This window comes from Achromobacter sp. 1011811831, from assembly GCF_059760905.1.
Window position 1 is genome coordinate 18810 of record NZ_JCBANG010000074.1, and the last position, 15239, is coordinate 34048.

The window sequence follows — 15239 nt, forward strand, 5'->3', positions numbered from 1 at the left end:
CCGGCGGCAAGGCCGGCGCCCGCGCGGATCAGGCGCGCACTTCCTGGAAGGCGCCGTAGGACAGCAGGCGCTGGATGCGCTGCTCCACGAGCTGCTCGGGCGTCATGCCCTGCAGCTGGCGCAGGGCGTCTCCCAGCGCGCGGCGCAGCAGGCGGGCCATGACGCGGGGATCGCGGTGCGCGCCGCCCACGGGCTCGTTGACGACGCGGTCGACCAGGCCCAGGTCCTTCAGGCGCGGGGCGATGATGGCCAGCGCCTCGGCGGCCTCGGGCGCCTTCTCGGCGCTACGCCACAGGATGGACGCGCAGCCTTCGGGCGAGATCACCGCATAGGTGGCGTATTGCAGCATCAGCACGGCGTTGCCCACGGCGATCGCCAGCGCGCCGCCGGAGCCGCCCTCGCCGATGATGGTCACGATGACCGGCACTTTCAGCTCGGCCATGGCGTACAGGTTGTGGCCGATGGCCTCGGACTGGCCGCGCTCTTCGGCGCCGATGCCGGGATAGGCCCCGGGCGTGTCCACGAAGGTGAACACGGGCAGGTTGAATTTCTCGGCCAGGCGCATCAGGCGCAACGCCTTGCGGTAGCCCTCGGGCCGGGGCATGCCGAAGTTGCGCGCGGCGCGTTCCTTGGTGTCGCGGCCCTTCTGGTGGCCGATGACCATGCAGGGCATGCCATTGAAACGGGCCAGGCCGCCGATGATGGACTGGTCGTCGGCGTACATGCGGTCGCCGTGCAGCTCATGGAAGTCGGTAAAGATCTCGCGCACGTAGTCCAGCGTGTAGGGACGCTGGGGATGGCGCGCCACCAGCGCCGTCTGCCACGGCGTCAGCTTGGCGTAGATCTCCTTGGCCAGCGTCTGGCTCTTCTGCTGCAGACGTCCGATTTCATCGGAGATGTCCACGGCGGAATCGGCCTGCACGTAGCGCAGCTGCTCGATCTTGTTCTCAAGCTCGGCGAGCGGTTGTTCGAATTCCAGGAAAGTATTGCGCATGTAGTGTGGTTCCGTAGATGGGCGGCCTGATGAACGTCAGTATTGAACCGGATCCGGTTCCAGACTGCGCCACAAATACCAGGTCGCCACGGTACGCCAGGGCTGCCACGCCAACGAGACCTCGCGGGCCTCGAAGCGAGAGACGGGCTCGCCGCTGAAGTAGTGTAACGAGATTGCCTTCAGCAACCCAGGATCATCCAGCGGCAGGATATCGGGTCGCTGCAGATTGAAAATCAAAAACATCTCCGCCGTCCAGCGTCCGATGCCGCGGATCGCGACCAGTTCGGAAATGACGGCTTCGTCGTCCATGTCCGCCCAACGCTCGGGATGCACCCGGCGCTCGCCGAAATGGGCGGCCAGGTCCAGCACGTACTCAGCCTTGCGCTGCGACAGGCCGGCCTGCCGCAGGCCGTCGATGCCGACGCGCAGCACCGCCACCGGCGTGGGTCGCTTGCCAGCGGCTTCGATGAACTTGTCCCAGACGGCGTCGGCCGCCTTGGTCGACACCTGTTGCCCGATAATGGCGCGCGCCAGCGTCACGAACGGCGTACCGCGCGAGGTCAGCCAGGCGTCCGGGTGCTGCGGGATGATCTTCTTGAGGATGCGGTCGCGGCGCATCAGGTGCGCGACGGCGGCTTCCCAATAGTCGGGCTTGGGAATCAGGGTATCTGCGGTGGACATGTCGGGCTTATTCCTGCCGGCTCATCAGGCCCGGCGCCACTGCGTCACGCCGCCGGGCTTGTCGTCGAGCTCGATCCCGGCATCGCGCAGCTCGGCGCGGATGCGGTCGGCTTCGGCGAAGTCGCGCGCGGCCTTGGCGGCGGCGCGGGCGTCGATGCGGGCCTGGATGGCCTCGGCGTCCAGCGCCGGGCGGCCGCCTTGCTCCATGCCCACGGCCGAATAGCGGGTGGTCGACTGGAAGTAGGCGGCCGGATCCTGCTGCAGCAGGCCCAGCAGGTCGCCCAGCGCCTTCAGCTGGCCGGCGCTGCGGGCGCTCTTGGTCCGGTTGGCCTCGGAGGCCAGCTCGAACAGCGCCGCGACGGCGCCCGAGCTGTTGAAATCGTCGTCCATCGCGGCCTTGAAGGCCTGGGCCTGCGGCTCGTTCCAGTCCACGCCCTGGCCGTCGGCGGGCACGTTCTGCAACGCCTGGTACAGCCGGTCCAGCGCGTTCTGCGCATCGACCAGGTTGTCGGGCGTGTAGTTCTGCGGGCTGCGGTAGTGGTTGCGCACGATGAAGAAACGCACCATTTCGGCCTCGCGCGGATTGACGCGATAGCCGGCCTGGTCGGCGGGCGCGTCATCCAGCGCGATGGTCTGGCGGATGGTGCGGAAATTGCCCAGCGACTTGGACATCTTGTCCGAGTCCACCATCAGCGGGCCGCAGTGCATCCAGACATTGGCCAGCACGCCGCCGAAGGCGCCCTCGGTCTGGGCGATCTCGTTCTCGTGGTGGGGGAACTTCAGGTCCGGACCGCCGCCATGGATATCCAGCGGCAGGCCCAGCAGCGCCTTACTCATGGCCGAGCACTCGATGTGCCAACCGGGACGGCCAAGGCCGTAGGGCGATTCCCACTTGGTGTCTTCGGGCTCCTCGGACTTGGCCGATTTCCAGAGCACGAAATCCAGCGGATCGCGCTTGGCCGAGCCCACCGCCACGCGCTCGCCGGCGCGCAGGTCGTCCAGCGACTTGCCCGACAGCTTGCCGTAGCCCTCGAAGCCACGCACGGCGTAGTTCACGTCGCCGTCATCGGCCTGGTAGGCCAGGCCCTTCTGTTCGAGCTTGCCGATGATGTCCAGCATGTCGCCGACATACTGCGTGGCGCGCGGCTCGCGGTCGGGCTTCTGCACGCCCAGCGCCCGCTCGTCGGCGTGCATGGCGTCGATGTAGAACTCGGTGACCTCGCCGATGCGGCGGCCGGTTTCCACGGCGCGGCGAATGATCTTGTCTTCGATGTCGGTGATGTTGCGCACGTAGTCGACCGCCAGGCCGCTGGCGCGCAGCCAGCGCTGCACCACGTCGAAGGAGACCAGCATGCGGGCATGGCCCAGGTGGCAGAAGTCGTACACGGTCATGCCGCACACGTACATGCGCACCTGGCCGGCCTGGGCCGGTTTGAACGGTTCTTTGGTACGCGATAACGTGTTGTAGATTTGCAGCATGGCGCTATTGGGTTCGTGTGGGTTTCCGGGATGGCCGCGGGGTCTTGCACTCCGGCGCGGCATCCCCATATGGCACGGATACGCTCGAGAATCTCGCGCCGCAAGCCGCCGGCTCCTGCCCCGGCCTGTGCTCCAGGTCGCCGGGAGGATCATCTCCAGGGGGCTGTCCGCCATATCCGCCCGGTCTTCCGGCAAGAAACGGTTCCGGGGCTAAAATGGCGACCGACAAGTATAGCAAGCGGCCCGGCCGCGCGCGTAAGCGCGGCCGGTTCGCGACTTTTAACGGATGCCCACGTGACTATCAAGCCGCGTTTCTGCGTCGCCCTGATCGCCCTGGCCCTGGCCGGCGGCCTGGCCGGTCCCTCGTTCGCCCAATCCATGTCCGGCGGCGGCGCCGCCAATCCCAACGCCAGCCGCACCACCCTGGACCCCATCCCCCCCGAAGGCGGCTGGGAAGGCCTGGCCAACGTGCTCAAGGCCGCCCAGCCCGGCGTCGACACCCGCTTGACGCCGACCGCGTCGCAGGTCACCGACCATATCGAGCGCCTGCTCAACCGCGGCGACAACGACGCGGCGCTGGAAATGATCGAAAAGCGCATGGCCGAGACCAAGGGCCAGCGCGGCACCGACGTACAGCTGATGTTCCAGCACGCGCGCGCCCTGGCCGCCCTGCAGCGCACGGCGGAAGCCATCGACGTCTACACCGAGATGACAACCAGTTACCCCGAATTGCCGGAACCCTGGAACAACCTTGCCGCTCTATATGCGGGTCGCGGTGAATTGGAAAAAGCGCAGGACGCCCTGCAAATGGCGCTGCGCGCCGATCCCGGCTACGCCGCGGCGCGCGCCAACCTGGGCGACCTGCAATTGCTGCAGGCCCTGCGCACCTACAAGCAGGCCGCCAGCGATGGCGTGCCGGGCATGCAGGACAAGGCCCGCGAAGTCGAAACCATGTTGAAGGAAAAACAAGGCAAATGATGTCGAGCTATTCTCCCCTGCGCCTGCTGCGCCTGACGGCCTGCGCATTCACGCTGGCCGCTGTCGCGCCCGCGCTCGCCAGCGCCGCGCCCGCGGCCTCCTCCACCCCCTCCACCACTGAAGGCACGAAATCCATGAGCACCAATCCCCGCGTCAAGCTGCACACCAACCAAGGCGACATCGTCATCACCCTGGACGCCGCCAAGGCGCCCAAGACGGTGGCCAATTTCCTGACCTACACCAAGGAAGGCTTCTACAACGGCACGGTGTTCCATCGCGTGATCGACGGCTTCATGGTCCAGGGCGGCGGCTTCGAGCCCGGCATGAAGCAGAAGCAAACCCACGCCCCGATCGAGAACGAGGCCAACAACGGCCTGAAGAACGACAAGTACACGCTGGCCATGGCCCGCACCAGCGACCCGCACTCGGCCACCGCCCAGTTCTTCATCAACGTGTCCAACAACGACTTCCTGAACTTCACCGCCCCCACGCCCAACGGCTGGGGCTATGCCGTGTTCGGCACCGTGACCGAAGGCACCGACGTGGTCGACAAGATCAAGGGCGTGAAGACCGGCAACAAGGGCTTCCACCAGAACGTCCCGAACGAGGACGTGATCATCGAGAAGGCCGAAGTTCTTGAATAAGATCGCGCTGACCGGCCCGGTCTGGCTGGCCTCGGATCTGCACCTGGGGCCGGCCACGCCGGCAACGTCAGAGGCCTTCCTGGCCTTTTTGCAGGCCGCTCGCGAGGAAGCGGGCGCCCTGCTGCTGCCGGGCGACATCTTCGACGCCTGGATCGGCGACGACGCGATCCGCGTCGCCCCGCCCTGGCTGGCGACGGTGTTGAAGGCGTTGCGCGAGACGGCCGCCGGCATTCCGGTCTGGCTGGGGCGCGGCAACCGCGATTTCCTCATGGGCGAGGAGCTGGCGGCCGCGATCGGCGCCAAGCTGCTGCCGGAGCCCGCTCTGCTGGAAACGGACTACGGCTCGGTGCTGCTGACCCACGGCGACGAATTCTGTACGGACGACGCCCCGTACCAGCAGTTCCGCGCCATGGTGCGCGATCCGCAATGGCAGGCCGCCTTCCTGGCCAAGACCATCCCGGAACGCCTGGCCATGGCGCAGCAGGCGCGCGGCGAGAGCCAGGCCGCCAACCAGATGAAGTCGCAGGAAATCATGGACGTCAACGCCGACGCCATCGAAGCCGTCTTCCGCGACACGGGCGTGAAACTGCTGGTGCATGGCCACACGCACCGCCCTGCCCGCCACGTGCTGGAGGTCGACGGCAAGAAGCGCGAGCGCTGGGTGCTGCCCGACTGGGACTGCGATCACGCCCAGCCGCCGCGCGGCGGCTGGCTGGTGATCGATCAGGATGGCCTGACGTTCTACGACCTCGATACCGAGGACTGAACGCGGGGTCGCCCGTCGCAAGAAAAAAAGCCCGCGGGTCTCGCACCCGCGGGCTTTTTCCATTGCCGCCGTGCCGGAGGGCTTCCGGGGCGACGGCGAGCCCCTTTCGGGGCGGCGCATCACCCCATCCAGATCCAGGCGGCAACCACGGCGCCGAACACGATCCGGTACCAGGCGAACACGCGGTACGTATGGTTGGCCACGAAGCGCAGCACCGCCCGCACCACCACCATCGCGCTCAGGAAGGCCGCGACGAAGCCCACCGCGATGCCGGACAGGTCGTGCTGGGTCAGCAGTCCGAAGTTCTTGTACATGTCGTACACCGCCGCGCCCAGCATGGTGGGCATGGCCAGGAAGAACGAGAACTCGGTCGCGGTCTTGCGCTGGATGCCGGCGATCATGCCGCCAATGATGGTGGCGCCCGAGCGCGAGGTGCCCGGGATCATGGCCAGGCATTGCGCCACGCCCACGCCCAGCGCCTGCTTCCAGGTGATCTGCTCCAGGCTGCGCGCGGTGGCGCGCTCGTCCGAGGCGGTGTCGTCCGCCGCGCCCGGCACGTCGCCGGGCGTATGCCGCGTCTTGCGCTCGACCCACAGCATGATCAGGCCGCCCAGCACCAGCGTCACCACCACCACGCCCGGGTGGTAGAAGACCTGCTTGATGGACTTGATGAAGATGCCGCCGATCACCGCCGCCGGCAGGAAGGCGATCAGCAGGTTGCGCGTGAAGGCGACCTCGCCGGGCACGCCGGTGAGCGTGCCGCGGATCAGCTGCAGCAGCCGCGCGCGGAACACCCACATCACGGCCAGGATGGAGCCGAGCTGGATCACCACCTCGAACACCTTGCCCTGGCTGGATTCGAAGTTGATCCAGTCGCCGATCAGGATGAGGTGGCCGGTGCTGGACACCGGAATGAACTCGGTCAGTCCTTCGACGATGCCCAGGAAGAAGGCCTTGACAAGGTACAGGGTATTTTCAGTCACGATATGGGCGGGTCCAGGGTTAGTCGTTGGTCAGGGACGCTTCGTCGGACAGCGGCTCCTGGGGCTTTTTCTCGACCCGCACCAGGGCGATGCGGCGTCCGTCCATCTCCAGCACTTCGAAGCGGAAATGGTCGTGATGGATTTCATACTCGCAGGCATCGCCCGGCTTGGGCAGATGGCCGAAGCGCGACAGAAGGTAGCCGGCCAGCGTGGAGAAGTCCTGGGCCTCGTCGATCAGGCCTTCGGTTTCCAGCACCTGCTCGACATGGTGCAGGTCGGCCGCGCCATCGATCTTCCAGGTGCGCTCGCCGTCGGCCACGATGTCGGGCAGCTCGTCCTCGTCGGGGAATTCGCCGGCGATGGCCTCGAACACGTCGATCGGCGTCACCAGGCCCTCGATGGCGCCGAACTCGTCCGCCACCAGCACCAACTGGCCGCGCGAGCGCTTGAGCGTGTCCATCAGTCGCAGGATGCCGATAGCCTCATGCACGATGATGGGATCGCGCAGCCGGTTGCGACGCACCCTGCCCTCGGTAAGCAGATCGGCGATCAGGTCCTTGGCGCGGCCGATGCCCAGCACCTCGTCCAGCGAGCCCCGGCACACCGGGAAGAAGCTGTGCGGCGCCTCGATCAGCTGGCCGCGGATGGTCTCGGCGTCATCGTCGATGTTGATCCACGACACGTCGGTGCGCGGCGTCATGATGGAACGAATGGAGCGCTCGGCCAGCGTCAGCACGCCGCTGACCATGTTGCGCTCCTCCACGCCGAAAGCCGGGATGGCCGGCGCGTTGGCGCTGGGCAGGTCGGGCTCGTCGGCGGGCGGGCGCTTGCCCAGCATGCGCAGCACCGCGGAGGCAGTGCGCTCGCGCATGGGACGGCGCGCATCCAGCTTGAGCAGATTGCGGCGCGCCAGCTGGTTCAGCGCCTCGATCGCGACCGAGAAGCCGATGGCGGCGTACAGATAACCCTTGGGCACCTTGAAACCGAAGCTTTCCGCCAGCAGCGAGAAGCCGATCATCAGCAGGAAGCCCAGGCACAGCACCACCACGGTGGGATGCGCGTTGACGAAGCGGGTCAGCGGCTTGGACGCCAGCAGCATGATGCCGATGGCGATGATGACGGCGATCATCATGATGGCCAGGTGGTCCACCATGCCGACCGCGGTGATGACCGAGTCCAGCGAGAACACCGCGTCCAGCACCACGATCTGCGTCACGATGACCCAGAAGCTGGCGTACACGCGCGGCCCCGACGAGGAGCCGTGGCTGCCGCCCTCGAGCCGCTCGTGCAGCTCCATGGTGCCCTTGAACAGCAGGAAGAAGCCGCCCGCCATCAGGATCAGGTCGCGTCCGGACGGCGCCAGGGGGCCGATGGAGAACAGCGGCGTGGTCAGCGTGACCAGCCAGGACATGACGGACAACAGGCCCAGGCGCATGACCAGCGCGAGGCTCAGCCCCAGGATGCGCGCGCGGTCGCGCTGCGAGGGGGGCAGCTTGTCCGCCAGGATGGCGATGAAAATCAGGTTATCAATGCCCAGGACGATCTCAAGAACGACCAGGGTAAGCAGGCCGACCCACGCAGCGGGGTCCAGCAGCCACTCCATCAGGAGCTCCAAAAGTTACTCAGCCGACAATCGTACCCGGAAAATCCATGACACGCCGGTCATGAAACCCCCGCCCGGCAAGGCGCCGGGCCCGAGGCGGAGGCAATCAGGCAAGGAACGCGCCAGGTCCCGCCCTGGGGGGCAGGCCCGGTGTTCCGGCCTGGATGTCAGGACCAGACGTCAGGCCCAGATGCAAAGCCTGGACTTCAGGCCCAGTCCATCCGATTGGCGAACACCAGCAGCGCGGTCCAGGCCATCATCTGCCACGGAGACGTCCCGGCGACGCGCGCCAGCGGCCGGGACAGGCGCAGGAGGAACCAGAAGGCGGCCAGCATCGCGGCCATGGCGACCTCGACCCGGGACGCCATGGCCGAGGCGGTAACGACCGACCGGGCCGCGAACACCGCATTCAGCGCCACGATCTGGAACAGGGCCAGCACCGCCCTCAGCCCGGCGCCCCCGCCGGAATCCGCCGGATCCGGCGCGCCCTTCCAGATCCGCCATCCGGACCTGGCGCCCTGGAACAGCAGCGACAGCACCAGCACGCTGCCCGCCATCAGCACCAGATGCTGTCCGGTGTACTCATACGGTCCGACGGACAGCTGCGACCGGTTCAGGAATTTGACGGGCCAGTCCAGCCCCTGGGCCAGTGGCCACAGCCGCATCAGCAGCATCACGCCCAGGCCGAACAGGCGCGCGCGGTTGCGCTGCGCGGCGGGAAACTCATTGGCCAGGATGGCGATGAAGACCACGTTGGCAAGGCCCACCAGGATCTCGATCATGGTCAGGCCCAGCACGCCGAACCAGGCTTGCGGTCCGCCGATCCACTCCATCGGATTCATCCACCCCATCAGCCCCTCCCGCATATGTGTGTGCGGGCCATCGTACCTGGAAAGCCTGTGCCCCGCCCGCTACGCGCAGGCCAGGTCGGCGCCGGTAGCCTACGCCGCCGCGCGTCCGTCGCGCTTGCGCGGCATCAAGCGCGCGCCTTGCGCGGGGCCGCGATTGGCCGATATCCCCACGCCGTGCAAGGGTATTGCGTTCTGCCGCGCTCGCAGGGCGGCGCTTTTGACCCACCGCAAGACCGCGCCTGCAGCGCGCTCTTAGGATGCGCTTGAATAACAACGACGGATCGGGTTCAAGCATGTCTGGCAGCACCGCAGGGCGTCATGGAAGTTTCCGCATCATCCGCATGGCGATTGCGCTGTTGCTCTGTCTGACCGCGGGACTCATGCAGTCGGCGTGGGCCCAGCGCCTGCCCGATTTCCTGGGCGCCACGCCGCCGGCCGAGCTGTTCCCCGGCGCCGACCGCTACGGGCCGCCCGAAGGCAAGCCCATGGTCGCCAAGGCCTATTCGGGCGACCGGGAACTCGGGCTGGTGTACCTCACGTCCGACGTCGTCAACACGCGCGGCTACTCCAGCAAGCCCATCGACGTGCTGGTGGCGCTGGCCAGCGACGGCCGCATCGCCGGCGCCAAACTGGTCGAGCACCATGAACCCATCGTGCTCATCGGCATCCCCCAGTCCAAGGTGGACCACTTCATCAGCGGCTATGTCGGCCTGAATTTCGTCGACACGCCGCCGCGCCACGGCGCGCCGCCGCCGGTGGACATCGTCAGCGGCGCCACGGTCACGCTGATGGTGATCGGCGACAGCATCACGCGCTCGGCCATCGCGGTGGCGCGCGCCCACGGCGTCGGCAAGGCAGCCCAGCCCGCCCAGGCGACGGCGGCGCGCGTCCAGGCGCGCACGGTCGACGAGACGCCGGGCGAGGTCCGCTCGTGGCAGGCCCTGCTCGACAACGGCGCGGTGCGCCAGCTGCGCCTGAGCGTGGCCGACGTGAACCAGGCCTTCCGCGCCTCCGGCCGCGACGATGCCGCCGCGCACGCGGAAAGCCGCGACGACGCCGATACCTTCATCGAACTCTACGTCGCGCAGGTCAGCGCGCCCGCCATCGGCCGCAGCCTGCTGGGCGAGACGGGCTGGCTGCGCCTGAAGGAACGGCTCAAGCCCGGGCAGCAGGCGGTGCTGGTGGCGGGCGGCGGCCTGTATTCGTTCAAGGGCTCCGGCTATGTGCGCGGCGGCATCTTCGACCGCGTCGAAGTCATCCAGCACGACGCCGGCTTCCGCTTCCGCGACCGCGACCACCAGCGCCTGGCCGACATCGCCGCCGAGGGCGCGCCGGCGCTGCGCGAGGTGGCGCTGTTCGTGGTGCCGCAAGACGCTCCGTTCGATCCCGTGGCCCCCTGGCGCCTGCAACTCATGGTGCAGCGCGTGCTCAGCGTCTCGGACAAGGCCTTCGTGACCTTCGACCTGGACTACGAGCTGCCGACTGCGTATACGCGCGCGGCCCCGGCCAGCGCCGGCGCTGCGGCCGGACCGGCGACCGCCACGCCTGCGTCGCGGGAAACGTTGCAGGCAAGCCCGGCACAGGCGGACGCACCGAAGGACGAGGCCCCGCCCGAGCTGTGGCGCCAGATCTGGAACGGCAAGCCGCTGCAGATCGCCATCCTGACGGCGGCGCTGGCGGTGCTGGCGGGCATCTTCTTCTTCCAGGACCAGCTGGCCCGCCGGCCGCTGCTGCATGACCGCCTGCGGCTCGCCTTCCTGCTGTTCGCCCTGTTCTGGATCGGCTGGTACGGCCAGGCCCAGCTGTCGGTGGTGAACGTGCTGACCTTCTTCTCGGCGCTGCGCAGCGACTTCCGCTGGGACTACTTCCTGATGGATCCGCTGGTGTTCATCCTGTGGTGCGCCACGGCGGTGTCGATGGTGTTCTGGAATCGCGGCGCCTTCTGCGGCTGGCTCTGTCCGTTCGGCGCGTTGCAGGAACTGCTGAACCGCGCGGCCAAGCGCCTGGGCGTGAAGCAGCTGCAGGTGCCGCACGGCGTCAACCAGCGCCTGTCGGCCCTGAAGTACATCATCTTCGTGCTGCTGTTCGGCTACGCGCTGTACGACCTGGCGCTGGCCGAGCGTCTGGCCGAGGTCGAGCCCTTCAAGACCGCCATCATCCTGCGCTTCGCCCGCGCCTGGCCCTTCGTGCTGTTCGCCGCGCTGCTGCTGGCCGCGGGGCTCTTCATCGAACGCTTCTATTGCCGCTACCTGTGCCCGCTGGGCGCGGCGCTGGCGATCCCCGCGCGCCTGCGCATCTTCAACTGGCTCAAGCGCTATCACGATTGTGGCAATCCGTGCCAGCGCTGCAACCACGAATGCCCGGTGCAGGCCATCGAACCCAGCGGCGAGATCAATCCCAACGAGTGCATCCAGTGCCTGCACTGCCAGATGCTCTACCACCACGACGAGAAGTGCCCGCACCTGCTGCAACGCAAGGCCCGGCGCGAACGCCGCCGCGCCCCGCCCGCCGAGGCCGCGCCGCAGGAAGTCGTGATGCGCCGCTTTCCCAATCCCGGCGACGCCGGCCAGCCTCCAGCCGGAGCCTGAACCCGACCGTTCCGATACACGACGCGCATGCGCCGTCCTTTACCAGGAGTCACCCATGTCTGAAAGCAATGCTCCCAAGTCCGGCCTCAGCCGCCGCAGTTTCCTGGGGACCGCCGCCATCACCGGCGCCGCCGGCCTGGTGGCGGGCTCGCACCTGCCCGTCGCGCACGGCAAGGACGCCAAGCCCGCCGCCGGCGGCCAGACCTCGCACATCGGCCCCGGCGAGCTGGACGAATACTATGCCTTCAACTCCAGCGGCCAGTCGGGCGAAATCCGCGTGCTGGGCCTGCCGTCGATGCGCGAGCTGGTCCGCATTCCGGTCTTCAACCATTGCAGCGCCACCGGCTGGGGCCGCACCAACGAAAGCCGCAAGATCCTGACCGAGGGCCTGACGCCGGAGACGCGCGCCTACCTGAAGGACAAGGGCGGCGTGTTCATCAACGGCGACGCCCACCACCCCCACCTGTCCTTCACCGACCGCACCTACGACGGGCGCTATCTCTACGTCAACGACAAGGCCAACAACCGCGTCGCGCGCATCCGCCTGGACGTGATGAAGACGGACAAGATCGTCGAGCTGCCCAACGTGTCGGGCGTGCACGGCCTGCGGCCGCAGCGCTATCCGCGCACTGGCTATGTCTTCGCCAACGGCGAGCACATCATTCCGCTGCCCAACGACGGCAAGGTGACCGACGATCCCAAGAAGAACTTCTTCGCCGTCTACACCGCCATCGACGGCGACACCATGAAGATCGCCTGGCAGGTGCTGGTGGACGGCAACCTGGACAACGGCGACGCCGACTACCAGGGCAAGTATTCCTTCTCCACCTGCTACAACTCCGAGAAGGGCGTGTCGGTGGAGGAAGCCTCGGCCAACGAGCAGGACTGGGTCGTGGTGTTCAACATCAAGCGCATCGAGCAGGCCATCAAGGAAGGCGACTTCAAGACCATGGGCGGCGTGCCGGTGGTGGACGGACGCCACGGCTCGAAGTACACGCGCTACATCCCGGTGCCGAACTCGCCGCACGGCTGCAACGCCGCGCCCGACGGCATCCACCTGGTGCTCAACGGCAAGCTCTCGCCCACGGTGACGGTGCTGGACGTGCGCACGCTGGACGATCTGTTCGACGACAAGATCAAGCCGCGCGACTGCGTGGTGGCCGAGCCGCAGCTGGGCCTGGGCCCGCTGCACACCGCCTTCGACGGCCGTGGCAACGCCTACACCACGCTCTTCATCGACAGCCAGATGGTCAAGTGGAACATCGACCTGGCCAAGCGCGCCTTCAAGGGCGAGAAGGTCGACCCCATCATCCAGAAGCTGGACGTGCATTACCAGCCCGGCCACAACCACTCGACCATGGGCGAGACGCGCGAGGCCGATGGCAAGTGGCTGGTGTCGCTGAACAAGTTCTCGAAGGACCGCTTCCTGAACGTGGGCCCGCTCAAGCCCGAGAACGACCAGCTGATCGACATCTCCGGCGACGAGATGAAGCTGGTCCACGACGGCCCCAGCTTCGCCGAGCCGCATGACATGTGCCTGGTGCACCGCTCCAAGATCAACCCGGTCAGCGTCTGGAAGCGCGACGACCCCATGTGGGAAGACGCCCGCCAGATGGCCAAGAAGGACGGCGTGACGCTGGAGGACGCGGCCAAGGTGGTGCGCGACGGCAACAAGGTGCGCGTCTACATGATGGCGGTCGCGCCCATGTTCAGCCTGAAGAAATTCGAGGTGAACCAGGGCGACGAGGTCACGGTGGTGGTGACCAACATGGAAGTGATCGAGGACCTGACGCACGGCTTCACGCTGGAAGGCCACGGCATCGCCATGGAACTGGCGCCGCAGGCCACGGCCTCGGTCACCTTCACCGCCGACCGGCCGGGCGTGCACTGGTACTACTGCCAGTGGTTCTGCCACGCGCTGCACATGGAAATGTCGGGCCAGATGATCGTGCATCCCAAGAAGTCCGCGTAGGGTCCCATGCGCCTGCCCGCCCCGCCCCTGCCGCGGCGGCTGGCCGGAGCCGCCTTGTGCGCGGCCCTGGCCGGCCCGGCCGCCGCGGCCGACATCCCCATCGGCGCCGGCGCCGACCTGGCGCGCGCCGTCGCGACGGCCGCGCCCGGCGACCGCCTGCTGCTGGCCTCCGGCCGCTATGCCGGCGGCCTCGTCATCGACAAGCCGCTCACGCTGGAAGGCCCGGCCGACCGCAGCGCCGAGATCGTCGGCACGCGCCAGGGCCGCACGCTGTGGATCACCGCGCCCGACGTGACGCTGCGCCACCTGACCGTGACCCGCTCGGGCCTGAGCCTGGCCGAGATGGACGCCGGCGTGTTCCTGGACCGGACCGCGCACCGCGCCCTGGTCGAGCGCAACGACATCCTCGACAACCTGGTCGGCGTGCACGTCTGGGGACCGGACGACGCCACCGTCCAGGGCAACCGCATCGTCGGCAACCGCGAGCTGCGCGTGGCCGAGCGCGGCAACGGCCTGACCCTGTGGAACACGCCCGGCACCCGGGTGCTGGACAACGACATTTCAGCCGGCCGCGACGGCATCTTCGTCAACACCAGCAAGCGCAACCTGTTCCGAGGCAACCGTTTCCACGAGCTGCGCTACGCGGTGCACTACATGTACACCAACGACAGCGAGATCAGCGGCAACGTCTCCATCGGCAACGACATTGCCTACGCCATCATGTACTCGCACCGCCTGGTCGTGAAAGACAACGTCGCGCGCGGCAGCGTCGAGCAGGGCCTGATGTTCAACTACGCGAACCACTCCGTCATCGCCGGCAACAGCGTGGACGGTGGCGGCAAGTGCGTGTTCATCTACAACGCCAATCACAACACCTTCCAGGAAAACCATTTCGCCAACTGCGACATCGGCGTGCATTTCACTGCCGGCTCGGACGGCAACCGCATCTCGCGCAACGCCTTCCTGCACAACCGCAACCAGGTGAAGTATGTCGGCACCCGCACGCTGGACTGGTCAGTCGACGGCCAGGGCAACTACTGGAGCGACAACACCGCCTTCGACCTGGACGGCGACGGCATCGCCGACACCGCGTACCGGCCCAACGACGTGGTCGACCAGCTGCTATGGCGCGCCCCGTCCGCGCGCATCCTGCTCAACAGTCCCGCCGTGTCGGTGGTGCGCTGGGCCCAATCCCAATTCCCCGCGATCCTGCCGGGCGGCGTGGTGGACAGCGCGCCGCTGATGAAGCCGCCCGGCGCAAGCAACCAGGAGCTGCAATGACTTCCCCCCTCGTCGCGCTGGCCGGCGTCGGCAAGCGCTACGGCGCGCACCATGCCCTGCAGGACCTGGACCTGCAGCTGCGGCAAGGCGAATGCGTGGCGCTGGCCGGCCACAACGGCGCCGGCAAGAGCACGCTGATCAAGCTCATCCTGGGCCTGATCCGTCCCAGCGCCGGACGCGTCGCGCTGTTCGGGCACGACGCCCACAGCCCGCGCGCGGCACAGCTGCGCGCGCGCGTCGGCTATCTGCCGGAAACGGTGGCGCTGCATCCGTCCATGACGGGCGCGGAAACGCTGGCCTTTTATGCGCGGCTCAAGCGCCAGCCGCTGGCGGCCAATGCCGCGCTGCTGGAGCGGGTCGGCATCGCCGCCGCCAGCGGCCGGCGCGTCGGCGGCTATTCCAAGGGCATGCGCCAGCGC

The 15239-nt window shown here is 67.7% G+C and carries 13 protein-coding genes; 7 read left to right on the forward strand and 6 right to left on the reverse strand.

Features of this window, described 5'->3' with window-relative positions:
• Positions 1–28 precede the first annotated feature (28 nt).
• From AC6LJ9_RS23140 to cysS, 3 genes are read right to left on the reverse strand one after another with little or no spacing between them, the layout of a single operon-like run.
• Positions 29–994: an acetyl-CoA carboxylase carboxyltransferase subunit alpha gene (locus tag AC6LJ9_RS23140; RefSeq protein WP_212314226.1), complete on the reverse strand. Its 966-nt coding sequence runs from the start codon at positions 992–994 to the stop codon at positions 29–31.
• Positions 995–1030: 36 nt separating this feature from the next.
• The gene (locus AC6LJ9_RS23145; RefSeq protein ID WP_498149368.1) at positions 1031–1675 is read right to left on the reverse strand and encodes a DNA-3-methyladenine glycosylase family protein; all 645 of its coding nucleotides are present in this window, start codon (positions 1673–1675) and stop codon (positions 1031–1033) included.
• A gap of 24 nt (positions 1676–1699) precedes the next feature.
• Positions 1700–3154 (reverse strand): cysteine--tRNA ligase, encoded by a 1455-nt coding sequence (gene cysS, locus AC6LJ9_RS23150; RefSeq protein ID WP_498149369.1) that lies wholly within the window; start codon positions 3152–3154, stop codon positions 1700–1702.
• A gap of 294 nt (positions 3155–3448) precedes the next feature.
• On the opposite strand from cysS, the gene AC6LJ9_RS23155 reads away from it, so the two are divergent.
• The 3 genes from AC6LJ9_RS23155 (at position 3449) to AC6LJ9_RS23165 (ending at position 5542) form a co-directional block, all read left to right on the forward strand.
• Positions 3449–4132, forward strand: coding sequence for a tetratricopeptide repeat protein (locus tag AC6LJ9_RS23155; RefSeq protein ID WP_498149370.1), 684 nt, complete (start codon positions 3449–3451; stop codon positions 4130–4132).
• Positions 4133–4266: 134 nt separating this feature from the next.
• Positions 4267–4776 carry a peptidylprolyl isomerase gene (locus AC6LJ9_RS23160; protein ID WP_103276590.1) on the forward strand — a complete coding sequence of 170 codons (510 nt, stop codon included), beginning with the start codon at positions 4267–4269 and terminating at the stop codon, positions 4774–4776.
• Entirely contained in the window at positions 4769–5542 is a 774-nt protein-coding gene (locus tag AC6LJ9_RS23165; RefSeq protein ID WP_498149371.1) for a UDP-2,3-diacylglucosamine diphosphatase, read from the forward strand. Before AC6LJ9_RS23160 ends, AC6LJ9_RS23165 begins: the two co-directional genes overlap by 8 nt.
• Before the next feature lie 119 nt (positions 5543–5661).
• Here the strand turns inward: AC6LJ9_RS23165 and AC6LJ9_RS23170 are convergent, their stop codons facing one another.
• From AC6LJ9_RS23170 to AC6LJ9_RS23180, 3 genes are all read right to left on the reverse strand, one after another.
• Positions 5662–6525 (reverse strand): undecaprenyl-diphosphate phosphatase, encoded by an 864-nt coding sequence (locus AC6LJ9_RS23170; RefSeq protein ID WP_498149372.1) that lies wholly within the window; start codon positions 6523–6525, stop codon positions 5662–5664.
• Between the two features lie 19 nt (positions 6526–6544).
• Complete coding sequence (locus AC6LJ9_RS23175; RefSeq protein ID WP_498149373.1) at positions 6545–8128, reverse strand: TerC family protein; 1584 nt, start codon at positions 8126–8128, stop codon at positions 6545–6547.
• A 206-nt stretch (positions 8129–8334) separates the two neighbouring features.
• Complete coding sequence (locus tag AC6LJ9_RS23180) at positions 8335–8979, reverse strand: TerC family protein (protein ID WP_498149374.1); 645 nt, start codon at positions 8977–8979, stop codon at positions 8335–8337.
• A 293-nt stretch (positions 8980–9272) separates the two neighbouring features.
• Between AC6LJ9_RS23180 and AC6LJ9_RS23185 the strand changes: the two genes are divergently transcribed.
• The 4 genes from AC6LJ9_RS23185 to AC6LJ9_RS23200 all read left to right on the forward strand — a co-directional run.
• A complete protein-coding gene (locus AC6LJ9_RS23185; protein ID WP_498149375.1) occupies positions 9273–11567 on the forward strand; it encodes a 4Fe-4S binding protein in 2295 nt (764 codons plus the stop codon).
• 55 nt (positions 11568–11622) lie between these two features.
• A complete protein-coding gene (nosZ, locus tag AC6LJ9_RS23190; RefSeq protein ID WP_103275505.1) occupies positions 11623–13539 on the forward strand; it encodes a TAT-dependent nitrous-oxide reductase in 1917 nt (638 codons plus the stop codon).
• A 6-nt stretch (positions 13540–13545) separates the two neighbouring features.
• On the forward strand, positions 13546–14820 hold the full coding sequence (locus tag AC6LJ9_RS23195) for a nitrous oxide reductase family maturation protein NosD (RefSeq protein ID WP_498149376.1): 1275 nt from the start codon (positions 13546–13548) through the stop codon (positions 14818–14820).
• Positions 14817–15239: ATP-binding cassette domain-containing protein (locus AC6LJ9_RS23200; protein WP_498149377.1), on the forward strand; the 423-nt coding region annotated here is incomplete at its 3' end. The genes AC6LJ9_RS23195 and AC6LJ9_RS23200, both read left to right, overlap by 4 nt.